The 23345-nt window shown below is 64.5% G+C and carries 22 protein-coding genes; 13 read left to right on the top strand and 9 right to left on the bottom strand.

Annotation, left to right across the window (positions count from 1 at the left end):
* Positions 1-48 precede the first annotated feature (48 nt).
* Positions 49-3420, top strand: coding sequence for an ATP-binding protein (locus tag IVB31_RS16925; protein WP_247324233.1), 3372 nt, complete (start codon positions 49-51; stop codon positions 3418-3420).
* On the top strand, positions 3410-4330 hold the full coding sequence (locus IVB31_RS16920; protein WP_247324797.1) for a response regulator: 921 nt from the start codon (positions 3410-3412) through the stop codon (positions 4328-4330). Before IVB31_RS16925 ends, IVB31_RS16920 begins: the two co-directional genes overlap by 11 nt.
* A gap of 73 nt (positions 4331-4403) precedes the next feature.
* Here the strand turns inward: IVB31_RS16920 and IVB31_RS16915 are convergent, their stop codons facing one another.
* From IVB31_RS16915 to cobS, 4 genes are read right to left on the bottom strand one after another with little or no spacing between them, the layout of a single operon-like run.
* Positions 4404-5477 (bottom strand): esterase-like activity of phytase family protein, encoded by a 1074-nt coding sequence (locus IVB31_RS16915; RefSeq protein WP_247324228.1) that lies wholly within the window; start codon positions 5475-5477, stop codon positions 4404-4406.
* Complete coding sequence (gene cobT, locus IVB31_RS16910; protein ID WP_247324215.1) at positions 5474-7381, bottom strand: cobaltochelatase subunit CobT; 1908 nt, start codon at positions 7379-7381, stop codon at positions 5474-5476. Before cobT ends, IVB31_RS16915 begins: the two co-directional genes overlap by 4 nt.
* Positions 7378-7788, bottom strand: coding sequence for a GNAT family N-acetyltransferase (locus tag IVB31_RS16905; RefSeq protein ID WP_247324207.1), 411 nt, complete (start codon positions 7786-7788; stop codon positions 7378-7380). Before IVB31_RS16905 ends, cobT begins: the two co-directional genes overlap by 4 nt.
* A gap of 3 nt (positions 7789-7791) precedes the next feature.
* Positions 7792-8790, bottom strand: a complete 999-nt coding sequence (gene cobS / locus IVB31_RS16900) for a cobaltochelatase subunit CobS (RefSeq protein WP_247324206.1) — start codon at positions 8788-8790, stop codon at positions 7792-7794.
* 297 nt (positions 8791-9087) lie between these two features.
* Here cobS and IVB31_RS16895 point away from each other — a divergent pair, with 297 nt between their 5' ends.
* The 3 genes from IVB31_RS16895 (at position 9088) to IVB31_RS16885 (ending at position 10949) form a co-directional block, all read left to right on the top strand.
* On the top strand, positions 9088-9744 hold the full coding sequence (locus IVB31_RS16895) for a DedA family protein (protein ID WP_247324205.1): 657 nt from the start codon (positions 9088-9090) through the stop codon (positions 9742-9744).
* Positions 9745-10241: 497 nt separating this feature from the next.
* Positions 10242-10451, top strand: coding sequence for a cold-shock protein (locus IVB31_RS16890; RefSeq protein ID WP_247324204.1), 210 nt, complete (start codon positions 10242-10244; stop codon positions 10449-10451).
* Positions 10452-10709: 258 nt separating this feature from the next.
* The gene (locus tag IVB31_RS16885; protein WP_247324203.1) at positions 10710-10949 is read left to right on the top strand and encodes a hypothetical protein; all 240 of its coding nucleotides are present in this window, start codon (positions 10710-10712) and stop codon (positions 10947-10949) included.
* Between the two features lie 487 nt (positions 10950-11436).
* Here IVB31_RS16885 and IVB31_RS16880 read toward each other — a convergent pair whose 3' ends face one another.
* Complete coding sequence (locus IVB31_RS16880; protein ID WP_247324202.1) at positions 11437-12663, bottom strand: citrate synthase family protein; 1227 nt, start codon at positions 12661-12663, stop codon at positions 11437-11439.
* A 79-nt stretch (positions 12664-12742) separates the two neighbouring features.
* Between IVB31_RS16880 and IVB31_RS16875 the strand changes: the two genes are divergently transcribed.
* Positions 12743-13834: a citrate synthase/methylcitrate synthase gene (locus tag IVB31_RS16875; protein ID WP_247324201.1), complete on the top strand. Its 1092-nt coding sequence runs from the start codon at positions 12743-12745 to the stop codon at positions 13832-13834.
* Positions 13835-13853: 19 nt separating this feature from the next.
* On the opposite strand, the gene IVB31_RS16870 is transcribed toward IVB31_RS16875, so the two are convergent.
* A complete protein-coding gene (locus IVB31_RS16870; RefSeq protein ID WP_247324199.1) occupies positions 13854-14489 on the bottom strand; it encodes a DnaJ domain-containing protein in 636 nt (211 codons plus the stop codon).
* A 106-nt stretch (positions 14490-14595) separates the two neighbouring features.
* On the opposite strand from IVB31_RS16870, the gene IVB31_RS16865 reads away from it, so the two are divergent.
* Positions 14596-14871, top strand: a complete 276-nt coding sequence (locus IVB31_RS16865) for a BolA family protein (RefSeq protein WP_247324198.1) — start codon at positions 14596-14598, stop codon at positions 14869-14871.
* A gap of 16 nt (positions 14872-14887) precedes the next feature.
* On the opposite strand, the gene IVB31_RS16860 is transcribed toward IVB31_RS16865, so the two are convergent.
* The 3 genes from IVB31_RS16860 to IVB31_RS16850 all read right to left on the bottom strand — a co-directional run bounded on the left by IVB31_RS16860 (position 14888) and on the right by IVB31_RS16850 (position 18046).
* Positions 14888-16192: an HlyC/CorC family transporter gene (locus IVB31_RS16860; RefSeq protein ID WP_247324197.1), complete on the bottom strand. Its 1305-nt coding sequence runs from the start codon at positions 16190-16192 to the stop codon at positions 14888-14890.
* Between the two features lie 85 nt (positions 16193-16277).
* Entirely contained in the window at positions 16278-17426 is a 1149-nt protein-coding gene (gene aroB, locus IVB31_RS16855) for a 3-dehydroquinate synthase (protein ID WP_247324196.1), read from the bottom strand.
* Positions 17423-18046, bottom strand: a complete 624-nt coding sequence (locus IVB31_RS16850; protein ID WP_247324195.1) for a shikimate kinase — start codon at positions 18044-18046, stop codon at positions 17423-17425. The genes aroB and IVB31_RS16850 overlap by 4 nt, the downstream gene beginning before the upstream one ends.
* Positions 18047-18208: 162 nt before the next feature.
* Here IVB31_RS16850 and IVB31_RS16845 point away from each other — a divergent pair, with 162 nt between their 5' ends.
* The 6 genes from IVB31_RS16845 (at position 18209) to IVB31_RS16820 (ending at position 23340) form a co-directional block, all read left to right on the top strand.
* Positions 18209-18355 (top strand): hypothetical protein, encoded by a 147-nt coding sequence (locus tag IVB31_RS16845; protein WP_035669499.1) that lies wholly within the window; start codon positions 18209-18211, stop codon positions 18353-18355.
* A 17-nt stretch (positions 18356-18372) separates the two neighbouring features.
* A complete protein-coding gene (gene xerD, locus IVB31_RS16840) occupies positions 18373-19356 on the top strand; it encodes a site-specific tyrosine recombinase XerD (RefSeq protein WP_247324194.1) in 984 nt (327 codons plus the stop codon).
* Positions 19357-19556: 200 nt separating this feature from the next.
* Positions 19557-20519 (top strand): acetyl-CoA carboxylase carboxyltransferase subunit alpha, encoded by a 963-nt coding sequence (locus IVB31_RS16835; protein WP_247324193.1) that lies wholly within the window; start codon positions 19557-19559, stop codon positions 20517-20519.
* A gap of 492 nt (positions 20520-21011) precedes the next feature.
* Positions 21012-22556, top strand: coding sequence for a murein L,D-transpeptidase family protein (locus IVB31_RS16830; RefSeq protein WP_247324185.1), 1545 nt, complete (start codon positions 21012-21014; stop codon positions 22554-22556).
* A 149-nt stretch (positions 22557-22705) separates the two neighbouring features.
* The gene (locus IVB31_RS16825) at positions 22706-22939 is read left to right on the top strand and encodes an AbrB/MazE/SpoVT family DNA-binding domain-containing protein (RefSeq protein WP_247324183.1); all 234 of its coding nucleotides are present in this window, start codon (positions 22706-22708) and stop codon (positions 22937-22939) included.
* The gene (locus tag IVB31_RS16820) at positions 22936-23340 is read left to right on the top strand and encodes a PIN domain-containing protein (RefSeq protein WP_247324179.1); all 405 of its coding nucleotides are present in this window, start codon (positions 22936-22938) and stop codon (positions 23338-23340) included. Before IVB31_RS16825 ends, IVB31_RS16820 begins: the two co-directional genes overlap by 4 nt.
* Positions 23341-23345 lie beyond the last annotated feature (5 nt).

Raw genomic sequence — 23345 nt, 5'->3', positions numbered from 1 at the left:
TTGGTACGGGATTTGCGAGGGGTCCGGGTAGTTCGGGAGTGGGGTTAAGTGGCAGGGCGGCAGCGAATAGACCGCGTCAGGCGCCAGTACAACCAATGGGTCGCCAACCAGACGCTGGAAGACTACGCGCTGCGCTTCACTGCCAAGAGCGCACGCCGGTGGTCCGCCGCCCGCGTCGCCAACACCGCCATCGGCGCGATCTCCTTCCTGGTGCTCGAAGCGATCGGCGGCACCATCACCCTGAACTACGGCGTCACCAACGCCGCTGCCGCAATCCTCGTCGTCTCAGCCATCATCTTCTGCTGCGGCGTACCGATTGCCTATTATGCCGCCAAATGCGGCATCGACATTGACCTGCTCACCCGCGGCGCCGGCTTCGGCTATATCGGATCAACCGTCACCTCGCTGATCTACGCCTCCTTCACCTTCATCTTCTTCGCGATCGAGGCGGTGATCCTGGCGACCGCGCTGGAGATGTGCCTGGGCATCCCGCGCCCGATCGGCTACCTCATCAGCGCCGTCGCGATCATCCCGCTCGTGACCTACGGCATTACGCTGATCAGCCGTTTCCAGCTCTGGACGCAGCCGCTCTGGATTGTCCTGCATATCCTGCCCTTTGCCGCGATCGCATGGGCCAATCCCCACTCCTTCACGGAATGGCACAAGTTCGCCGGCGAGCACGGCGACCCCGCTGGCCATTTCGATCTGTTGCTGTTCGGCGTCGCGTCCTCGGTGGTGTTCTCGCTGGTGGCGCAGATCGGCGAGCAGGTCGACTTCCTGCGCTTTCTGCCGCGCGACCGCCGCACCTCCAAGGCTTCGTGGTGGATTGCACTGATGAGCGCAGGGCCTGGCTGGATCGTGCTCGGCGCCCTGAAGCTCCTGGCCGGATCGTTCCTCGCCTTCTTTGCACTGAGCCACGGCGTGCCGCCCGAGGAGGCCGCCGAGCCCGCGCATATGTATCTCGTGGCATTTCGATACGTCTTGTCGGAGCCGGACCTCGCCCTCGCGCTGACAGGTTTCTTCGTCGTCCTGTCACAGCTCAAGATCAACGTGACCAACGCCTATGCCGGCTCGATCGCATGGTCGAACTTCTTCTCGCGCCTGACCCACAGCCATCCCGGCCGTGTCGTCTGGCTGGTGTTCAATGTGATGGTGGCGCTGCTCTTGATGGAGATCGGCGTCTACAAGGCGCTGGAGCAGACGCTGGCGCTTTACTCCAACGTCGCGATTGCCTGGGTCGGCGCGCTGGTGTCCGATCTCGTCGTCAACAAGCCGCTCGGCCTGCGTCCTCCGCAGATGGAGTTCAAGCGCGCCCATCTCTACGACATCAACCCCGTCGGGGTCGGCGCGATGACACTCGCGATCATCGTCTCGGTCGCAGCGTTCTACGGCCTGTTCGGCCCGACCATGAAGGCACTCGCGGCCTTCGTCGCGCTGACGGTCGCCTTCGTCACCGCGCCTGTTATCGCCTGGCTGACCGGCGGCAAGTACTACATCGCGCGCAAGCCGAAGCGGAGCTGGGCGAATATCGAGGCGATCCAGTGTTGCATCTGCGAGCACAGTTTCGAGCCGGAGGATACCGCCTCCTGCCCGGCCTATGCCGGCCCGATCTGCTCGCTTTGCTGCTCGCTCGATGCGCGCTGTCATGATCTCTGCAAGCCGCATGGGCGGGCGCAGGTGCAATTCGCCGACGCGCTCAGCAGGATCTTGCCGCAGCCGATCTATCAGCGGATCAACTCGCAGTTCGGCCACTATATCGGCGTGTTCGTGGTCTCCGCGGGCCTCGTCGCACTGGTGCTGGGGCTGATCTATCTCCAGACCTCGGTGAGCGTGCATGGCGACAACATGCTGGTCTCCAACGTGCTCTGGAAGGTGTTCTTCTCGCTCAGCATCATCATCGGCGTGGTGGCCTGGCTGTTCGTGCTGGCCCAGCAGAGCCGCCGGGCTGCCGAGGCCGAGACGCGGCGACAGACCACGCTGCTGATCCAGGAGATCGACGCGCACAAACGTACCGACGCCGAGTTGCAGCGCGCCAAGGAAATCGCCGAATCCGCCAACCTCGCCAAGAGCCGCTACGTGGTGGGCCTGAGCCACGAGCTGCGCTCGCCGCTGAATGCGATCAGCGGCTATGCCCAGCTCCTGGAGCAGGATGCAACGCTCAACACCAAGCCGCGCGACCAGGTCCGCGTGGTCCGGCGCAGCGCCGATCACCTTTCCGGCCTGATCGACGGCATTCTGGACATCTCCAAGATCGAGGCGGGGCGGCTGTATCTGTCGCGCGACGAGGTGCGGCTCAGCGAATTTCTGGATCAGCTCGTCGGCATGTTCCGCCTTCAGGCCGCCGCCAAGGGCATCGACTTCGTGTTCAAGCGGCCACCGCATTTGCCGCTCGTCGTCTATGCCGATGAAAAGCGGCTGCGCCAGGTGCTGATCAATTTGCTCTCCAACGCGATCAAATTCACCCAGACCGGCAGTGTGCAATTCGTGGTGCACTACCGCAGCCCCGTTGCCGAGTTCGAGGTGATCGACACCGGCCCGGGCATCCGGGGTGACGATCTCGAACGCATCTTTGCACCCTTCGAACGCGGCGCGCTCGGCGTCTCGCAGCCGCAGACCGGCACCGGGCTCGGCCTGACCATCAGCCGGCTGCTGGCTGGCGTGATGGGCGGCGACATCAAGGTCTTGAGCAAGGTCGGCAGCGGCAGCACCTTCAAGGTCAAGATGCTGCTATCGGAAGTCACCAATCCGCAGCGCATTGCGCCGGTGGAGGCCCCGGTCTCCGGCTATCACGGCGCGCGCAAGACCATCCTCATCACCGACGACGACCCCGTGCATCGCGACCTCCTGCGGGAGGTGCTGACCCCGCTCGGCTTCATCCTGCTCAGTGCCCCCGACGGACCGGGCTGCCTGGCGCTGGCCCAGCACTGCCGGCCCGATCTGTTCCTGCTCGACATCTCCATGCCGGGCATGGACGGCTGGACGGTCGCGGAGACGCTGCGCGCGAACGGCCATCATCAGGCGCGCATCCTGATGGTGTCGGCCAGCGCGCTGGAGGCCCACGGCACACCGCTGGCGCAGCCCTTCCACAACGGCTATCTGATGAAGCCGATCGACATTCCGCGGCTTTTGGAAAGCATCCGCCAGCTTCTCAAGATTGAATGGCAATACGGCTCGGACGAGATCGCGGTCCCGTTCTGGCGGCCCGAGAGCGGATCGAGGCCGCCGGTGCGGCACGTCGAGGCGCTGATCGGGCTCGGCCAGATCGGCTACGTCAAGGCTATCCAGTTGAAGCTCGACGAGATCGGCAGCGAGCACCCGGAGCATGCTGATTTTGTCGCAGAAATGCGTTCGCTGGTCGATCGATTCGATCTCGACCAGTACATGGCCACATTGAAGACGTTGCATGCGTATGAGCACTGAGTCGAAAAAGCGCGATATCGCGCTCGTTGTCGATGACTCTCCGGAGACGTTGCGGCTGCTGACCGACGCGCTCGACGGCGCCGGAATGACGGTGATGGTGGCGCTCGACGGCGCAGCCGCGATGCGCATCGTCGACCAGATCACGCCCGACATCGTGTTGCTGGACGCGGTGATGCCCGGGATGGACGGGTTCGAGACCTGCCGCCGGCTCAAGCGCGATGCGGACCTTACCAATGTCCCCGTGATCTTCATGACGGGCCTCGCCGAGACCGAGCACATCGTGCGCGGGCTGGAAGCCGGCGGCGTCGACTACGTGACCAAGCCGATCGTGATCGAGGAGATGCTGGCGCGCATCCGCGTGCATCTCGGCAATGCGCGGCTGACGCAGAGCGCGCGCGCCGCGCTCGACGTCTCCGGCCGATTCCTGTTCGCGGTCAATCGCCAGGGCAACATGTTGTGGGCGACCCCGCAGGCGCAGAAGCTGCTGGCCGATCATCACGGCGCGCAGGCCGACGATTTCGTCCTGCCGCCGTCGCTGCTGCAATGGCTGGGGCAGGCCAAGGGCAAGGGCAGCTCGAAGTCTCAGGCGGCCTCATTGCCCGACAATCCGCAACTCCGGTTCTATTACATGGGCGAAACCGCGCCGAACGAGTTCCTGCTGCGGCTGTCCAAGGAGTCCGGCACATCATTGCCGCCGGAATTCACCAGCGAGCTCGGCCTCACCACCCGCGAGGGCGAGGTGCTGGCCTGGCTCAGCAAGGGCAAGACCAACCGCGACATCGCGCAGATCCTGGGATTGAGCCCCCGCACGGTCGACAAGCATCTTGAGCAGATCTACGCCAAGCTCGGGGTGGAGAACCGGACTGCGGCGGCGGCGATTGCCACGAATGCGACGAGGCGGAATTCGTAGCAATGCTGCGGATGAGTTAGGGCGCGGCTCATCAAACAAACATGTCGTCCCGGCCAAAGCCAGGAGGGCGCGGCTACTCCACCAGCGCGAACTGCAACAACAGCGTCCGCTGCAGCAGCGAGAAATTGTCGTCGGACACCAGCGTCAGCACGGTCTCGCCCCCCGGCGTGACGTGGACGTCGATGCCTTCCATATTGTCGATCTCCTGGCCGAGATCGGCCTTGAACAGCGCGGGGCCGTCGACCACGGCGCCGGGCGCGATCGATTTCAGCGGGATCGCGCGGATGCGGATGTTGACGCCGCTGAACCAGGAGAATTTGCGTTCGAGGATCAAGAGGTCGCCGGAGGGCAGCAGCACGGCGTCGCTGATGTCGAATTTTTCGGTGCGGCGCACGCTGAACGGGCCGGGTGTGGGGCCGCCGATCAGGAACGCGACCAGATTGCCGTCAGCGTCCAGCCCGCGCTCGGAGAAGGCGATCAGCGTGCCCGCGAGCGGCTGGCCATTCGGCACGAACACCAGCGCCTCGAGCCCCTTGTTGGAGGGCAGCTTGCGCACGCCCGCGGGCGTCGGCACCACCTCGCCGGGCGCACGCGTGCCGCCCTTGGCGAAATCGAACCGCATGATCTGGTTGACGCGTTCGAGCCCGACATAGACGAGGCTGCCGTCGCGCGCGAGCGACTCTGTGTCGTACCAATAGCGTTTTTCCGTGATCGGCCGCCCCTCCGCATTCAGCACCGGCGCGGCCTCGACGTCGTCGAGCGCGACCATCTTGCCGCCGGAATAGCGGATGGCGCCGGTGAACCAGGTGCCCTGGTCGGAGATCGCGAGGAAGCGCTCGCCCTTGGTATCGAGGAAGCGGAGGCCGGACAGGCCACCAAAGCCGCGATGCGGCGAGGTCAGCACGAGGCCGCTGCGATACTCCAGCGAGCCGAAGCGGGTGCGCGAATGATCGCGCGGCGCGAAATTGGGGATCGGCCGCGCATTGACTTCGATGCGGACGGGCGCGGCGACGGCGTGCTCGATCAGCGAGGTGCGCGCCTGGGGCTCGGTCGCGGACTGCGCCTGCGCCAGTCGATGAGTTAAGAGAGTGGAAAATCCCGCCGCCGCGTGGCCGATAAAGCTGCGGCGGGATGAAGGTTTGCTCACGAATGCAGTTTGCGTCGCGGGCGACCGGCCGGTTGCGTGGGCGCGGTATTGGTCTCGCTGAACAGCTCCGCGAGCTTCTCGGTGATGGCGCCGCCGAGCTCTTCGGCATCCACGATCGTCACCGCGCGGCGGTAGTAGCGCGTCACGTCATGGCCGATGCCGATCGCGATCAGCTCGACCGGCGAGCGGGTCTCGATCTCCTCGATGATGTGGCGCAGATGCCGCTCGAGATAGTTGCCGGGATTGACCGACAGAGTTGAATCATCGACCGGGGCGCCGTCCGAGATCATCATCAGGATCTTGCGCTGCTCGGGCCGGCCGAGCAGGCGCTTGTGCGCCCAGTCCAGCGCCTCGCCGTCGATGTTCTCCTTCAGCAGCCCCTCGCGCATCATCAGCCCGAGATTTTTTCGCGCACGGCGCCAGGGGGCGTCGGCGGATTTGTAGATGATGTGGCGGAGATCGTTGAGACGGCCGGGACTGGCCGGCTTGCCGGCGGCCAACCACGCCTCGCGCGACTGCCCGCCCTTCCAGGCGCGGGTGGTGAAACCGAGAATCTCGACCTTGACGCCGCATCGCTCCAGCGTGCGGGCGAGAATGTCGGCGCAGGTCGCGGCGACCGTGATCGGACGTCCCCGCATCGAGCCGGAATTGTCGAGCAGCAGCGTCACCACGGTGTCGCGGAATGTCGCCTCCTTCTCGTGCATGAAGGACAGCGGATGATAGGGATCGGTCACCACGCGCGACAGGCGCGCGGGATCCAGAATGCCCTCTTCGAGATCGAATTCCCAAGCACGGTTCTGCTGCGCCATCAGCCGGCGTTGCAGCCGGTTGGCTAGGCGGGCGACGATGCCCTGCAGATGCGCGAGCTGCTTGTCGAGATAGGCGCGCAGGCGCTCCAGCTCGTCGTGGTCGCAGAGGTCTTCGGCGGCGATGATCTCGTCGAATTTCGGCGCGAACGCATGATATTCCGGCCCGCGCGGCTCGTTCTTGCCGTGCGAGTTGGGACGCGTCGCCTCGCCCGGCGTCTCATCATCGCCGAGTTCGCCGTCGTCGAACGTATCCGAGGTCGAGGCCTGCGCGCTTTCCATCGCGCTCTCGCTCATCTCTTCCGACGAAGCCTGCGCCTGGTCGGCGCTCATCTCCTGCGCGGCGTCGGAATCGGGCGAGCCCTCGGCGCCGGACTGATCGTTGTCGCCGTCCTGGTTCTCGTCCTGGTCGTCATTATCCTCGCTGTCGGCGTTGCGCTCATCGCCGATATCGAGCGCCGTCAGGAGATCATGCACGGCGTCGCCGAACCGGGTCTGGTCCTCGACCAGGCCGTCGAGCCGGTCGAGCCGCCTGCCGATCTTGTCCTCCAGGATCGGCCGCCAGAGATCGACCACCTTTTTCGCAGCCGTCGGCGGCGCCATGCCAGTCAGGCGTTCGCGCACCAGCATGGCCAGCGCGTCCGCCAGCGGCGCGTCGGCGCGGTCGGTGATTTCGTCGAACTTGCCGCGGTGAAAATGATCGTCGAGCATCGCGGTGAGGTTTTTCGCAACGCCGGCCATGCGGCGCGCGCCGATTGCCTCGACGCGGGCCTGCTCCACCGCCTCGAACACACCGCGCGCCTGCGGATTGCCGGGCATCAGCTTGCGATGCAGTTTCGGATCGTGACAGGCGAGCTTGAGCGCGATCGAATCGGCATGGCCGCGCACGATCGCGGCATCGCGCTTGGTCATTTTTCGCGCGGGCTCGGGCAAGCGGGCCTTGCCCGGCGCAAGCCCGGGACGCTCGGCCGCGAAGGAGACGTCGAGCTCGGGCGATTTCGCGATTGCCTTCAGGCAGGACGCGACCGAGCGCTTGAACGGCTCGGTCGGAGCTTCCTTGGTGTTACGGAATTTGGAATTTGATGATGATGTGCTCATAGCGACTTCGTAAACGAATGGCGCGTCACGCCGCCGGGATAGCCCTTGAGGGCGCCGAATTCCTCGTACCCGCAGGAACGATAGAAGCCCGGCGCCTGGAAACTCATCGTGTCGACATGGGCCTGGACCGCGCCCTGCCGTCTTGCCTCGTCTTCGATCGCCGCGATCAGCTTCGTGCCAAAACCCTTGCCGCGTTGCTTCTGGTCGATCCAGAAATACTGGATGAACAGAACCGTGGCCCAGAGGTGCCCGACGATGCCGCCGACGATCTTGCGGCCGTCCTTTAACGAGACCGCGATACTCTTGACCCTCTGCTTCCCGAACTGCTCGTCGTTGTAGGCGCCGAGCCCGGCGAGCACAGCCTTCTTGGTCGTCCCAATGGTGCGCTCGACGGTGATTGTGGGCATGGTCTAGCTGAGCGCCACGTTCACTGCCGATTCCGGCAGCTCCGCATTGAAGCAGCGCTGGTAGAACTCCGCGACCAGGGGACGCTCGAGCTCGTCGCATTTGTTGAGGAAGGTGACGCGGAAGGCAAAGCCGATATCACCGAAGATGTCGGCGTTCTCAGCCCAGGTGATCACCGTGCGCGGGCTCATCACCGTCGACAGATCGCCGTTGGCGAAAGCGTTACGGGAGAGATCGGCAAGGCGCACCATCTTGTTGACGATGTCGCGGCCCTCCGGGGTGCGATAGTGCTTGGCCTTCGCCAGCACGATCTCCACTTCCTCGTCATGGCTGAGATAGTTCAGCGTGGTGACGATCGACCAGCGGTCCATCTGGCCCTGGTTGATCTGCTGGGTGCCGTGATAGAGGCCCGAGGTGTCGCCGAGGCCGACCGTATTGGCGGTCGAGAACATCCGGAACGCCGGATGCGGCTTGATCACCTTGTTCTGGTCGAGCAGCGTCAGGCGGCCGGAGACTTCCAGCACGCGCTGGATCACGAACATCACGTCCGGACGGCCGGCGTCGTATTCGTCGAACACCAGCGCGATGTTGTGCTGGAGTGCCCAGGGCAGGATGCCGTCGCGGAATTCGGTGACCTGCTTGCCGTCGCGGACCACGATCGAGTCCTTGCCGACGAGGTCGATACGGCTGATATGGCTGTCGAGGTTGACGCGGACGCAGGGCCAGTTCAGGCGCGCCGCGACCTGCTCGATATGGGTGGATTTGCCGGTGCCATGGTAGCCGGTGACCATGACGCGGCGGTTGCGGGCGAAACCGGCGAGAATGGCGAGCGTGGTGGCGCGGTCGAAGCGGTAGTCGGAATCAACTTCCGGCACATGAGGATCGACTTCGGAATAGGCCGGCACTTCGAGATCGGTATCGATCCCAAAGACTTGGCGCACCGACACCTTCATGTCGGGCAGACCGGAAACTTCCTCAACTTTGGACAGGGCGGCGGTCGTCATCAATCCTCCGAGGCCCCGGGCGGTCCCGAGACCAGTTATTTGCACGTTGGCTGCGGCTGGGTGCGGTCGCGAACCTATCAGAGACAAGGTGCGGGCAGAAGCCCGCGCCCCAATCAAAGTTCCGTTGTCTTTTCATTTAGATAGGCAAGGAACGCGATTTTTGGAAGGCTGCTCTGCGAATCACGCCTGAATTTCGCGCGGGATACGCGGCCCTGCCTACGCGAGTGGCACTTTTACCGCCGCCCGTTACTTATGTAGGGTCCGAACCCCAAAGCCCAATCCCACAACAGAGACGATGTGACGTCCTTTCTCGATCCCCTCATTTCATTCGTCTCGGCCCATGCGTGGCTGGCCTATCTGACCCTGTTCCTGGCGGCCCTGCTGGAGGCCGTTCCGGTCGTGGGATCGGTGATCCCGGGCTCGACCATCATCCTGGCGCTGAGTGCGCTGGTTCCGGGCGGGGAGCTGAAGCTGCAATGGGTGCTGCTGGCGGCGGCCATTGGCGCTGTGCTCGGTGACGGCGCGGCCTTCTGGATCGGACACCGGCAGCAACGCGAGATCCTCAACACCTGGCCGCTGACCAATTATCCCCGCGTGGTCGAGCAGAGCGAAAACTTCTTCCGCCGGTTCGGCTCCTGGGCCGTGTTCTTCGCCCGCTTCGTGCCGCCGATCCGCGCGTTTGTCCCGGTCACGGCCGGCGCGCTGGGGATGGCGCCGGCTCGCTTCTACGCGATCAACATCCCCGCGATCCTGGTCTGGGCACCGGCGCACGTGCTGCCGGGCGTGCTGGCGGTGTCCGCCCTGCACGAATATGCCGGGCTGCCGCACCACGGGCATATCGGCAAGCACATCTGGATCCTCACTGTGATCGGTGTTGCGATTGTTCTGGGGCTGGCTGTGTGGACCATTCGCCGCAGGCACGGCGGCGGTGTCGTCGCCAAAACGCGGGCCTAGGGCTCACGCGCGATCGGTTTCATCGACGTCGATATCCTCCGCGATGAACGTATTATTGTCTCAAGCGGCCTGGATCGCCTCGCGTAAGGCGATCTGACAGGAACGACTCGTTGGCCAGCAGATTGAAATATCGGTCTGTGACGCAACACCTGGACCCTCCAGGTTCGCGCCATCCACCCGGAACGGCCCATTGTCCGACGCGCGTGAGGCGATGGGCCGGTTCTCGTAAGGTAAGGCCTCACCCAAGTCACCGGCTGGAAGGGCTCTTAACTACTCGAACGAAGCCGCCGACCATCAAGCGGAGCCCGGTTGGCATTCTTCTTGAATTCTTTCCACTGCTATTGTATGTGGTGACGATCGATACTGGCCGAACAACTGTTCCGCTTTCGCCTCAGATCCTGACGGCGCGCACGTTTCAGACATTCTCCAAATCGACTATCCGGAACAATGGCCGCAACTCTGCGGCCAGTTCCTGCGCATGCGCGAAAGGACACCTGATGAATACAGGTACAGTGAAGTGGTTTAACGCCCAAAAGGGCTTCGGTTTTATCCAGCCCGCAAATGGCACCAGCGACGTCTTTGTTCATATCAGCGCCGTTGAACGCGCCGGTATGGGGGGCCTGAACGAAGGTCAGACGGTGTCTTACGATGTCGTCGCAGATCGTCGCACCGGCAAGTCGGCCGCCGAAAATCTTCGGGCTGCTTGATTGAGAGCATGACAGACCTGTCGCTCTAGCCACGGATGTACTGGCAGAGCCTGTGGTCCCAACCCGCCGCCGAGTGATCGGGGGCGGGTTTTTTCATCAACCTGGTGCAGTCGGAGCGAGCTTGTCAGCTTCACGTCCTTCTCACCGGCTTCTCGCATGATGCGGAATTCCTCAGCCTCTCTGTGCACCTTCAGCGAGGTCGGCAGGCGCCGGAGCGTCCGAGGAGAGTCGTATGGTCAGCGCAAGACAGGAAAATCAATGAGCATTGTAAAGCGTCATCTGGCCGAACACGAAGAGCGCCTGGTTCTGGTCGAGGAAATTTGCATCGATAAAGGGGCGCTGGTGTTGGACACCGTGACTGACGAAGTCTACTTTTCTGCGGATGAAGAGGCCTACAAGAACGCCTACGTCACCGTGTTTCAGGCCTGGGCAAAGGGCACGATCAAGGGCACGGCGGAACAAGTCTTCGAAGCGACGAAATCCATTCTTGAGGACTAGCAGAATTCAAGACGACCAGCGCCGCCGTGTCACGCACGGTGCTGGAAGCCGGACGTCGGTGGAATGCCTCACTTGCTGGCCTTGGGACCGCCGTCTCGCGCCAGCCGCTCCGCTCGGAGACGCCTGTGATTTTCCTGGAACGCGGGATCGGCGTGGCTGTCCGCTATCGTTTGCCGCGTTCCAACCGGGTTTTGCGCCTTTCGGTCCGCCTCATCCGCGACCTGCTGCTCTGCGGAGCGTTTCGGTTTAGTCATTGCCAAATGGTCCTTGCACCTAGTGCTCAGGGGCTACGCAACGTTGCTGCTGCTGGTGGTTTTTAGCAGCCGGGCACCGACCTGAAAAGCACGCTGCGGTATAGATGCGCAGTTGGACCACGCCTCTGTCCTGGCAGGGCTCCCGGTCCTATCCGCGCCAACGAAATTTCCAGGAACGGACCGGGGGCCAGCCCGCCAAGAGACCATCGGCGGCCGCCTTGCCCGATGCGGCGCTAGCCCTTCGCCGACACCGTCGTCCTCCGCCCCGGTGCCGGCCCCACGTACCGTGCCCGCGGCCTGATCAGCTTGCCGTGCTGCAATTGCTCGCTGGCATGCGCGATCCAGCCGACGCTGCGGGCCATTGCGAACAGCGCTAGCTCGCTGCCTGCAGGCAGGCGCAGCGCGTGCACGAGCACCGCGAGTGCATAGTCGATGTTGACGAGCTCGCCGGTTGCCTCGGCGATGCGCTCCGGCACCTCCTTGGTGAATTTGCGCGGTGCGCCGGCCCGGGCGAGAGCATTCAGCAGCGATTGCGCGCGCCGATCGCCACGCTTGTAGACGCCGTGGCCGAAGCCGGCAAAGCGTTCGCCGAGCGCGACGCGTTCGCGGACCATCGGCTCGACGTCGCGATCCACCAGCGCCTTGACGAGCTGCGAGGCCAGCACGCCGGCGCCGCCATGTTTTGGGCCTTTCAGCGCGGCGAGGCCGGCGATCACCGAGTCATAGAGATTGAGGCCGGTCGACGCCGCGCAACGCGCGGTGAAAGTGGATGCGTTCAATTCATGCTCGGCGAGCAGCACCAGCGCGCGGCGAATGAGATCGGCCGCGGGCTTGTTGTCGGGCGCCCAGGCCCTGGCGATCTGCTGGTGCAACGGCTCGGCTGACGGCTCGGCATTGAGCATGGTTGCTACCAGGAGCCGGACAATGCGCGCACCGACCAGCGCACGCCCGTCATGCGCGCGGGTAAAGGCGCGGGGATCGGCGTTCGCTGCGAGCGCCAGCACGGCGATGGCACGGTCGATCGGCGCCGCGCGGCGCGCGGCCTCCGCGATCAAGCGCATCTCATCGGACATCGCGGGAAGATTGTCCTGATCGAACGGATCGACGCCGGAGACGTCCCACAGCAGCGTCGCGGTGTGCTCCAGCGTGTCGCGCTCGGCGAGATCGACGCAGTTCACGCCGCGATAGATCGGCCCGTCCTCGGTGATCGTCGAGATCTCCGTGTCCATGACCGGCAAATCGGCGTCGAAGCTGCGCAGACCGCGCGGCTCCGGCGACGGCAACCGGCGCTCCTTGAGGACGCGGACGTCCTCGGCACGATAGCGGTTCTTGCGCGAATCCTGCGTCGGCTCGGAGCGGATCAGGCCGCGGCTGACATAGGCGTAGAGCGTGGCCGGCGAGATCGCGAGCTCGGCGGCGGCTTCCCGGGCAGAGAGATAGAGCCCCTCGGAATTTTTCATGTTGATTTATGTAATCAAGATTGATCAACTTGTCGAGAGGCCCGACCTTTCCCTGGCGCAGTGCAAAGGAGATTGGGCCATGAACATCCACCTCACCAAAAGCCAGATCGGGCTCGACGGCGTTCCCGCGGCCGAAACCGTGCTGAGCCATGTCGATGGCGAGCGCGGCGAGCTAATCATCGCCGGCGAGCATATCGGCCGCTTGGCGAGCCAAACGAGCTTCGAGGGCGTCACCGCCCGGCTCTGGAACGGCGCCAGCCAGACCACGCTGAGCGAAGCCAATGTGCGGGCGAAGCTGGGCGCGGCACGCGAACGCGCCTTCGCGCGATTGCCGGACCTTTTGCCGGGGACAAGCGGCATGGGGATCGTCGACGGATTTCGCGCCGCCGTCGCCGGGCTTCGCGCGGAGGCTGGCCTCGAGCACGAGGCGACGATCGTCGGCGCGTTTCCGGTGATCGCGGGCGCGCTGGTCCGGCGTGCTAAGGGGCTCGGTCCGGTCGCGCCAGATCCGAGCGCAAGCCACGCCGCCGATACGCTGCGCATGCTGCATGGACGCGCGCCCGCGTCGCGAGAGGTCACCGCGCTCGACGCCTATCTCGTCACCGCCAGTGACCACGGCATGAATGCCTCGACCTTCACCGCGCGCGTGGTGGCCTCGACGCAGGCCGATCTGTTTGCCGCCGTCACCGCCGGCTACTGCGCGCTCACCGGTCCGCTGCATGGCGGCGCGCCCGAACCGGTGCTGGAGATGCTCGATGCGATCGGATCGCGCGAGCGTATCCAGCCCTGGGTGGATGCGGCGCTGGCACGCGGCGAGCGGATGATGGGTTTTGGTCACCGCGTCTATCGCGTGCGCGATCCCCGCGCCGACGTGCTCAAGACCGCCATCGAGGCGCTCGCCTCGGACGGCGCCGGCCTGCCCTTTGCCGGCGAGGTCGAAGCCTATATCCGCAGCGCCTTGCGCAAGAAGAATCCGGAGCGGCCGCTGGAGACGAACGTCGAGTTCTTCACCGCGATCCTGCTCGATGCGCTGGCAATTCCAAGGCAGGCGTTCACGCCGATCTTTGCGGTGGCACGGGCAGCCGGATGGACCGCGCATGCACGCGAGCAGCAGCGCACCGGGCGGTTGATCCGGCCGAGCTCGTCCTATGTCGGGGCGATGCCGGAATGAGGTGCAACGGCGGGAGGCCTTACGCCTCCCGCACCACGGTCTTCAGATAATTATACGCCTTGATGATCTCGATCAGGCGATCTTCCGTCGAGCGGTCGCCGCCGTTGGCGTCGGGGTGGTGCTGCTTGACCAGCGCCTTGTACGTGGACTTGACGTCGGCGAGCGTGGCGGAGGGGCCGAGGCCCATCACCTGGAGCGCCTTGCGCTCGGCGTTCATGATCTTGCGTGTCTCGGCCTTGGGCGCGGCCTGCGGGCCGGCGCGCCAGCCGGTGCGGCCGTTGAGCTCCTGGAACATGCTGAACGGATCGAACGCGCCGTCGATCTCGGCCTCCGCGCCCTTCTTGACGCCGCCATTGGCGCCCATCTTCCAGGTCGGACGGTGGCCGGTCAGCGCATCCTTCTGGTAGCGCGCGACCGCGTCGGCATTCATGCCGGAGAAGAAATTGTAGTTCTGGTTGTACTCGCGCACGTGGTTCAGGCAGAAGTGCCAGTACTCACGCTGGTTGTCGCGACCCTTGGGCGCACGATGCGCGCCCTTGTTCTGACACCCGGTCCATTCGCAGTTGGCCACGGTGTCGCGCGGCTTCGCCTCCGGCTTGCCCTTGTTCGGCTTGACGCGGATGGAGTCGAAGAATTTGGATGAATCGATCGGCATGACCAACTTTGACTACGCAATGCAAAAACCTTCAAGTCTTGACATTGCAATTAGCGCACAACCCCGGCAATTGACGGAGTGCGGCCGCGCAGATTAATGGGCAAACATGGCTACCAAAGACACTATCAGCAACAAGTTGCAGGAAGCTTTCACGCCGGAAAGCCTGCAGGTCGTCGACGAGTCACATTTGCATGAGGGCCACGCTGGCCATCGGCCGAGCGGCGAGACGCACTTCCGTGTCTATATCGTGTCTCAGGCCTTCAAAGGGAAGAGCCGGGTCGACCGCCACCGCATGATAAATTCGGCGCTGGCGGCGGAACTCTCCGGCAGCGTGCACGCGCTGGCGATCCACGCGCAGGCGCCGGGGGAAGGCGGGACTTAAGCTCCGCCGTGCTGCATCAGAACGACGTCCCTGCCCGCCTCGGCTTAGCCTCCTCCAGCTCCGCGTCGCGCGGCACCGGTGAAATACGGAGCGCGGTGATGCGGTTGCGCTCGCGGCGGAGCACGCGGAAGCGGAAGCCGTGGAAGGTGAAGCTCTGGCCGCGATCCGGGATGGACCGCGCCTCGTGAATGACGAGGCCGGCAACCGTGGTCGCCTCTTCGTCGGGGAGGTGCCAGTCCATGGCGCGGTTGAGATCGCGGATCGGCACCGAGCCGTCGACCACCACCGAGCCGTCCGGCTGGGCGCGCACGCCCGCGACCACGACGTCGTGCTCGTCGGAGATGTCGCCGACGATCTCTTCCAGAATGTCTTCCAGCGTCACGAGACCTTCAACTTCGCCGTACTCGTCGACAACCAGCGCGAAGTGGGTCTTGCGGCGGCGGAACGCCTTGAGCTGCTCGGACACGGGCCGCATCTCCGGCACGAACCATGGCGGCAGCGCGATGGTGGAGACGTCGATGCGCGAGGTGTCGCCGTCGGCGGCACGGATCGCGCGCAACAGATCCTTGGCGTGCAGCACGCCGATGATGTTTTCCGGCTTCTCGCGCCAGAGCGGGATGCGGGTGTATTCGGTCGCCAGCACCTCGCGCACCAGTTCCTCTGGCGGCAGGTCGGCGTTGATCATCATCATCTCGGTGCGATGGATCATGACGTCGGAGACCTGAAGCTCGCGCAGGTCGAGCAGACCGCCGAGCATGTCGCGGTCCTGCTTCTCGACCTTGCCCTCGTGATGCAGCAGGTCGACCGCGCCGCGCAGGCGTTCGGTCGGCGACAGGATCGCCTGGTGCTCGCCGGCCAGGCCAAACAGGCGCATCAACAGGCGCACGATGACTTCCACGATTCTGAGCAGCGGCCCCAGCACGTACATCGTCATCCGCATCGGGCGCGCCACCGCAAGGGCCATGCGGTCGGGCGCGTTGATGGCGATGGTCTTGGGCAGCACCTCCGCGAAGATGACGACGAGGGCCGTCATCAGGCCGGTGGCGTAGAGCACGCCGACATCGCCGAACCACGCGGTGAAGATGCTGGTGGCCAGGGCGGATGCGCTGATATTGGCGATGTTGTTGCCGAGCAGCAGCGCGCCGATCAAGCGCTCGCGCATGTCGAGCAGCTGCGAGACCACGTCGGCGTCGCGATTACCCTGCTTGGAGAGCCGCAGCATGCTGGCGCGCGAGGCGCCGGTCAGCGCGGTCTCGCTCGCGGCGAAGAAGCCGGAGACGAGCAGGCAGAGAATGACGATGGTGAATCCGAGCCAATCCATGAACCACTCGAGTTTCTAGTTTTGACGCGTTTTCTTGACGCGAACCGGCACCCACTTCGCTCGAAAACGCTTTAGAGCCGCGTCATCACGCCTTGAGGGCGAGCTTCTCTTTCAGGAAATCGCGCACCGGCGCCGGCTCGACATCCTTCGCGATGACGGCCCGCCCCACAGCCTCCAGCAGGATGAAGGTGAGCTTGCCGCGCTTGACCTTCTTGTCCTGCGCCATCAGGGCCATCAGCGCGTCGGCATCGGCAAGCCCCTCCTGCGCGAAGCCCGCGATATCCTGCAAGCGCGTCGGCAGGCCCGCTTCGATGAGGTGGCGCTCGACGCGCGCCGCATCGGTATCGCTGATCATGCCGAGCTTCGCCGAGAATTGCGTTGCCAAGGTCACGCCGATCGCAACGCCTTCGCCGTGGAAAAGACGGTCGGAGAAACCGGTCGCGGCTTCCAGCGCGTGACCAAAGGTGTGGCCGAGATTGAGCAGCGCGCGCTCGCCGGTCTCGCGCTCGTCGCGCGAGACAACGCCCGCCTTGGCGCGGCAGGAGGTTGCAATCGCATGCTCGCGGGCCGCGCCGCCCTTGAAGATGTCGGAATGGTTCTTCTCGAGCCAGTTGAAGAAGGCCTCGTCGCCGAGCACGCCGTATTTGGCGACCTCGGCATAGCCGGCGCGGAATTGCCGCGGCGACAGTGTGTCGAGCACGGCGGTGTCGGCGATGACAAGCACCGGCTGGTGAAAGGCGCCGAGCAGGTTCTTGCCCTGCGGCGAGTTGATACCGGTCTTGCCGCCGACGGAGGAATCGACCTGTGCCAGGAGCGAGGTCGGCACCTGCACGAAATCGACGCCGCGGCGCAGGATCGCGGCGGCAAAGCCGGCGAGATCGCCGACCACGCCGCCCCCGAGCGCGATGACGAGATCGTTGCGCTCGATCTTTGCGGCGATCAGGGCTTCGCTGACCTTTTCCAGGCCCGCATAGGTCTTGGAGATCTCGCCTTCCTCGACGACGATTCGCGAGGTCGGAATACCCGCCTCTGCGAGCGAGGCCTCGGCGGGTTCGAGCCAGTATTTTGCGACGGTGCGATCGGTCACAACAGCGGTTCGCACGCCGGGACGTAAAGCTGCGATCCGTTCGCCGAGCGAGGCCAGCACGCCGCGGCCGATGACGATGTCATAGGCGCGATTCTCCAGCGCGACCTCGACGTTGACCGGATCGGAATGTTTCAAGGGCGCGGTCATCGTACAGCACTCGCGACGTCGGCTGGTGGCGGGGACGCCTGTTCGCCGCAGAGATGGGCGCGCAGCGTCTCGATGGTCTCCTCGACGATTCTGTCATGCGGCACGTCGCGCGAGGCGATGGTGAGGTCGGCATTGCCGTAGACCGGCTCGCGCTCGGTGAGCAGGCGCGTCACGGTTCCTTCGGGATCGGCGGTCTGGAGCAGCGGACGGTCGGCGCGGCGGCGGACGCGGCGCATGATGACGTCATGGTCCGCCTTGAGCCAGATCGAGATCGCCTTGGTCGCAATGCGCGCGCGCGTGTCCTCACGCATGAAGGCGCCGCCGCCGGTCGCCAGCACGAGGGGGCCGCCATCCAGAAGGCGCGCGATCACCCGGGCCTCGCCGTCGCGGAAATGCGGCTCGCCGTGGCGCTCGAATATCTCAGGTATGGTCATGCCGGCCGCCGCCTCGATTTCGGTGTCGGCATCGATGAAGGGCAGCTTGAGCCTGAGAGCCATGCGGCGGCCGATGGTGGATTTGCCCACCCCCATCATGCCGACGAGCACGATCGAGCGCGCGCCCAGCGCCGACAGGATGTCGGCCTCGGGCGAAGCTTGGATCGGCAACGCGGCGTCAGACATGGGTCTCGCTCGAATGGATCTCGCTCGATTTGCCGCCAAAGACGGCACGCTTTGGCCACCTATACGACCCCGCGGGGGGCCTCGCCAGAGGACTCTTGCCACGAAACGGCGAACATGTTGGATGATTTCATTGATTAATTTGCCCGTCTGGACCCCAACGCGATGCCCAGCCTGTTCCGCTTCCTGACGGTCGTCGCCGTGATCGCCGGCATCGTCTATGGCGTGGTGTTCGCGCTGGCGAACTTCGTCAATCCCAAGCCGCGGGAAATGACGGTGACGATCCCGCCGGACAAGTTTCTCAAGAAATAGGAGCTAGGCTGCCGGGCATGCGTGCCAAATCTTCCGCAAACAAGCCCTTAGATGCCAAGCTCACCGGCCTGTTCCTCGACATGCTCGCGGCGGAACAGGGCGCCGGCCCCAATACGCTCGATGCCTACCGCCGCGACCTCACCGATTTCTCGGAATTTCTGGTCCGCGTCGGCCATACATTTGCGGACGCCGAGACGCAGACGCTGCGCGACTATCTCGCCGATCTCGACACGCGCGGCTTCAAATCCACCAGCGTCGCGCGGCGGCTGTCGGCGATGCGGCATCTCTACCGCTTCCTTCTGAACGAACGGATCAGAACCGACGATCCCGCGGCGATCCTATCCGGCCCCAAGCGCGGCCGCGGCCTGCCAAAGGTGCTGTCGATCGCGGATGTCGACCGCATGCTGCGCCGCGCCAAGGAATTGAGCGAGGCGGAAGATGCCTCGCCCTCGAAACGGCTGCGCGCTCTGAGACTCTATTGCCTGCTCGAGGTGCTCTACGCCACGGGCTTGCGCGTGTCCGAGCTGATGGCGCTGCCGCGCACGGCCGCCAAGCGCGACGCCCGCATGATCGTGGTGCGGGGCAAGGGCAACAAGGAACGGCTGGTACCGCTCAACGAGGTCTCACGGCAGGCGATGGCCGATTATCTCGCGGCGACGGAGGCCGCCAAGGAAAACAACAAGACCGACAAGAAGAACGGCCTCGCCGCCTCGAAATGGCTATTCCCCTCATTCGGCGAGAGCGGACATCTGACGCGGCAGCATTTTGCCCGCGATCTGAAAGAGCTCGCGGTCGCCTCGGGCCTCCAGGCCCGGCTGGTCTCCCCGCACGTGCTGCGCCACGCGTTTGCCAGCCACTTGCTTCACAACGGCGCCGATTTGCGCATCGTGCAGACGCTGCTCGGCCACACCGACATCTCGACGACCCAGATCTACACCCATGTGGTCGAGGAGCGGCTGAAGAGCCTGGTGCGCGACCTACATCCGCTGGCGGAAAAGTAGAGCGGCACGTAGCCAAGCTACAGACCAACCCCGAAACCGCCTTGACTTCGGCCACATCTCCGCAGAAAGAGCCGGGGCCTCACGATGATTGGCCTGCGCTCGTTACGAGCACACAAGCCAACTCATTGAAGAACCTACACTTCTTTCCGCGACATCGAATCCGCTTCGCCGCCTCGCCCCGTCCTCCCTATATTGAGTTGATGCCAGACCAGATGCGCAGCTATCTCGATTTCGAAAAGCCCGTCGCCGAGCTCGACTCGAAGCTCGACGAGCTGCGGACGCTCGCGGCCTCCGGCACCGATATTTCTGACGAGATCGGGCGGATCGAGGACAAGGCGGCGCAGGCGCTGGCCGACCTCTATACGAACCTGACGCCGTGGCAGAAGACGCTGGTCGCGCGGCATCCGCAGCGGCCGCATTTCAACGACTTCATCAAGGGCCTGATCACCGAGTTCACCCCGCTCGCCGGCGACCGCAAGTTCGGCGAGGACGAGGCGCTGGTTGCCGGCTTCGGCCGCTTCCGCGGTGAGCCGGTCTGCGTGATGGGCCAGGAAAAGGGCGATTCGACCGAGAGCCGCATCAAGCACAATTTCGGCATGGCGCGGCCCGAGGGCTATCGCAAATGCGTGCGGCTGATGGAGATGGCCGAGCGGTTTGGCCTGCCGGTGTTGTCGCTCGCCGATTCCGCCGGCGCCTATCCCGGCATCGGCGCGGAAGAGCGGGGTCAGGCCGAGGCAATCGCGCGCTCGACCGATGCCTGCCTGGCGCTGACCGTGCCGAACGTCGCCATCATCACCGGCGAGGGCATGTCGGGCGGCGCCATCGCGATCACCACCGCCAACAAGGTGCTGATGCTGGAGCACGCGATCTACAGCGTGATTTCGCCGGAAGCGGCGTCCTCGATCCTCTGGCGCGACGGCACCAAGGCGCAGGAAGCCGCCAACAACATGAAGATCACCGCCCAGGACATGCTCCGTTTCGGGGTGATCGACAGCATCTTGAAGGAGCCGGTCGGCGGCGCCCATCGCGACCCCGCCGCCATGATCGCCACCACGGGCGACGCCATCGCCAAGGCTTTTGACGAGCTCCGCGGCCTCGACGGCGATGCCATCCGCAAGCACCGGCGGCAGAAATTCCTCGATATCGGCCGGAAACTGGCCTGATTCGGGCGATTTTGGACCAGCAATACGCGATTTGCCCAGCTCGTCGTCCTGGCGAAAGCCAGGACCCATACCGCGGAATCTCTCGATTTGGGACGCTGGGCGTACCGAACGCATCTTCGCCAAACTACGCCTTGGGGTAATGGGTCCTGGCTTTCGCCAGGACGACGCCGAGTTTGGTACCCGGGTAACCCCGCGTTAACCCTTTTTTTGCCCAAATCAGCGATCTCTGTCCGTATCGGGCCAAACGGCCCAAGTAAGGCCCAAAGTCGCGTCCATTCAGTCTTCGTTGACCATGCCACTGGGCCAACGGGCTCGTGATCCCCGCTCGGGTTGCGACGACATGCCCCAGAGGTTAGAATTTTAATCAATGGCTTCAGGGCATAGCGCTGGAGCGCGGTCTGAACAAACCCGCCACGGCGGGCCCGGATGTCCGGTCGGATCGTGCTTCGAGATCGGGGTTTGCGCGTCGCCCGGCACGGTGTGGGGTCCGTCTTGATTTCTCGTTCGCTTGCGCGCGCGTTTTTGGCTTCGGTTGCGCTCGCCGCCAGCATTTTGCTGGCCGGCTGCGACACCGACCAGGTTTCGCTCGCGACCAACGCCAAGGCCAACCAGCCGGTGCCGCCAAAGCTTCTCGCCGCGATGGTCGAGAAGGACATGGATTTGCAATCGCCGATCCTGGTGCGCCTGTTCAAGCAAGAGGCCGAGCTCGAGGTCTGGAAGCAGGCCCGCAACGGCCAGTTCGTGCTGCTCAAGACCTATCCGATCTGCCGCTGGTCGGGCGATCTCGGCCCGAAGGTGCGCGAGGGCGACCGCCAGGCGCCGGAGGGATTCTACTCGATCAATCCGGGCCAGATGAATCCGCAGTCGGCCTATTATCTCTCGTTCAACACGGGCTATCCGAACGCATTCGACAAGGCGCTCGGCCGCTCCGGCTCGCAGCTGATGGTGCATGGCGATTGCTCCTCGCGCGGCTGCTACGCGATGACGGACGAGCAAATCGCCGAGATCTATTCGCTCGGGCGCGAATCCTTCTTCGGCGGCCAGAAGGCGTTCCAGCTGCAGGCCTATCCGTTCAAGATGACGCCGGTGAACATGGCCAAGCACCGGAACAATCCGAACATGCCGTTCTGGAAGATGATCAAGGAAGGCTATGATCATTTCGAGGTGACGCGGCAGGAGCCGAAGGTCGATTTCTGCGAAAAGAAGTACGTCTTCGACGCGACCAAGGCGCCCGACGCCAAGCGCGATCCGGTGTTCGATGCCTCGGCAAAATGTCCGGCCTATGTGATCCCCGAGGACATCGTCAGCGCCGTGCGCGAGAAGGACCAGCGCGACCAGGCCGAGTACAACAAGCTGGTTTCGCGCGGCACGCCCGTGGCGCGTATGAACACCGGCATCGACGGCGGCATGAACAAGATCTTCGCCGCGAAGATTCCGGAAGGCTCGACCGGCCTGTCCGAGGGGGCCGAAGGCACCACGCTCCAGATGCTGGCGATGGCGAAAGCGCCGGGCACGATCCCTGGACACGTCAATCCGCCGAAGCCGAATCTCGACACGATCGCAGCCGCCCCGCAGGAAGAGCCGGTCGTCGCGGTCACCGCGCCCGCCGCCAGCACGCGGGTCGCCACCGCCGCTCCGGCCGAGAAATCGCAAGGCGGCGGCTTCTTCTCGAACCTCGGCCGCAAGATGGGCATGGGCACCGCCGATACGACGGCGACTACGCCTCCGCCGCAGGCCACCGCGTCCGTGGCCCCGGCCGCGACGTCCACAACAACAACGCCGCCCACCGCCGCATCCCGGCTGAAGGCCGCAGTAACCCGGTTCGTCCCGGGGCACGACACGTCAAAAGATGCGCCGAAGCCGACAGTAGCCGCCAAGCCCGCCGAGCCGACAAAGCCCGATACGCGCCTCGCGGCGACGCGCCCGGCGCTGAAGCCCTCAGTGAACGATGGTGCGGGTGAAGCGACGCAGATCATGGGCGCCGCGCCGGTGGTGTCGTCGAACTCGTTCGACAGCCGGTTTGGGGCGGTGAAGTAGGCGGCGCCGTTTTCTGAGTCAAAGCCGGCCACAACCGACGCGGGAATATGGACACCGCGACCTTCGGTTCAGCCTCTCCGGGTCACTTGCCTCAAACAATATCTTGCCTATGATATACATGTGCAGGCTTGATATCATGGAGGCAAGCGATGCAGGTTTCCAAATGGGGCAACAGCCTCGCTGTCCGATTACCCAAGGCGCTGGTGGACGAACTCGGCCTCAAGGAAGGCGATGAGCTCGACGTTGTCGCCGCTCGCAAGGGCGCGATCGAGGTCGAGACGAAAGAAGAGCGGCGCCGGCGCGCGATAGAGCGGCTCGCCTCCCTGAACTGGACGCTTCCTGCCGACTACAAGTTCGATCGCGACGAGGCCAACGAGCGTTGAAAGCGTTTTTCGATTCCAACATTCTCGTCTACACGGCAACGTCGGATCCAAGACGGCAGCAGGCTGCCGCTTGTCTGAGTGGTGGCGGTTATATCAGCGTTCAGGTGTTGAACGAGTTCGTCCACGTTGCCCGCCGGAAACTCCGCCAGGATTGGCCACTCATCGAATTGGCGCTTCAGCAGCTTCGCGTGTCCCTCGAGGACATCGCGCCGATCACTCTGGATACCCATCTCAGTGCTCTCGCGCTTGCACGAACTCACGGCTTCGCCTTCTACGACGCGCTGATCGTCGCCTCCGCCATCGAGGCCGGCTGTGACACGCTCTATAGCGAAGACATGCAGCATGGCCGCAGCATCGGCGGGCTCACCATCGTCAATCCGTTTGTCGGAAGCGCGCCGTGAACACG

This window comes from Bradyrhizobium sp. 21 (genome assembly GCF_023073335.1).
Classification (GTDB): domain Bacteria; phylum Pseudomonadota; class Alphaproteobacteria; order Rhizobiales; family Xanthobacteraceae; genus Bradyrhizobium.
This window is presented reverse-complemented; position numbering and strand designations above follow the sequence as displayed.

Bases quoted from the DNA above. Each gene is read 5' to 3' on its own strand.
- IVB31_RS16845 (WP_035669499.1), top strand. From the start codon at position 18,209: ATGCCCAGCCTGTTCCGCTTCCTGACGGTCGTCGCCGTGATCGCCGGC.
- IVB31_RS16870 (WP_247324199.1), bottom strand. From the start codon at position 14,489: ATGCCGATCGATTCATCCAAATTCTTCGACTCCATCCGCGTCAAGCCG.
- xerD (WP_247324194.1), top strand. From the start codon at position 18,373: ATGCGTGCCAAATCTTCCGCAAACAAGCCCTTAGATGCCAAGCTCACC.
- IVB31_RS16880 (WP_247324202.1), bottom strand. From the start codon at position 12,663: ATGAAAAATTCCGAGGGGCTCTATCTCTCTGCCCGGGAAGCCGCCGCC.
- aroB (WP_247324196.1), bottom strand. From the start codon at position 17,426: ATGACCGCGCCCTTGAAACATTCCGATCCGGTCAACGTCGAGGTCGCG.
- IVB31_RS16890 (WP_247324204.1), top strand. From the start codon at position 10,242: ATGAATACAGGTACAGTGAAGTGGTTTAACGCCCAAAAGGGCTTCGGT.
- IVB31_RS16905 (WP_247324207.1), bottom strand. From the start codon at position 7,788: ATGCCCACAATCACCGTCGAGCGCACCATTGGGACGACCAAGAAGGCT.
- IVB31_RS16850 (WP_247324195.1), bottom strand. From the start codon at position 18,046: ATGTCTGACGCCGCGTTGCCGATCCAAGCTTCGCCCGAGGCCGACATC.
- IVB31_RS16865 (WP_247324198.1), top strand. From the start codon at position 14,596: ATGGCTACCAAAGACACTATCAGCAACAAGTTGCAGGAAGCTTTCACG.
- IVB31_RS16860 (WP_247324197.1), bottom strand. From the start codon at position 16,192: ATGGATTGGCTCGGATTCACCATCGTCATTCTCTGCCTGCTCGTCTCC.
- IVB31_RS16920 (WP_247324797.1), top strand. From the start codon at position 3,410: ATGAGCACTGAGTCGAAAAAGCGCGATATCGCGCTCGTTGTCGATGAC.
- IVB31_RS16885 (WP_247324203.1), top strand. From the start codon at position 10,710: ATGAGCATTGTAAAGCGTCATCTGGCCGAACACGAAGAGCGCCTGGTT.
- IVB31_RS16875 (WP_247324201.1), top strand. From the start codon at position 12,743: ATGAACATCCACCTCACCAAAAGCCAGATCGGGCTCGACGGCGTTCCC.
- cobT (WP_247324215.1), bottom strand. From the start codon at position 7,381: ATGAGCACATCATCATCAAATTCCAAATTCCGTAACACCAAGGAAGCT.
- cobS (WP_247324206.1), bottom strand. From the start codon at position 8,790: ATGACGACCGCCGCCCTGTCCAAAGTTGAGGAAGTTTCCGGTCTGCCC.
- IVB31_RS16825 (WP_247324183.1), top strand. From the start codon at position 22,706: ATGCAGGTTTCCAAATGGGGCAACAGCCTCGCTGTCCGATTACCCAAG.
- IVB31_RS16835 (WP_247324193.1), top strand. From the start codon at position 19,557: ATGCCAGACCAGATGCGCAGCTATCTCGATTTCGAAAAGCCCGTCGCC.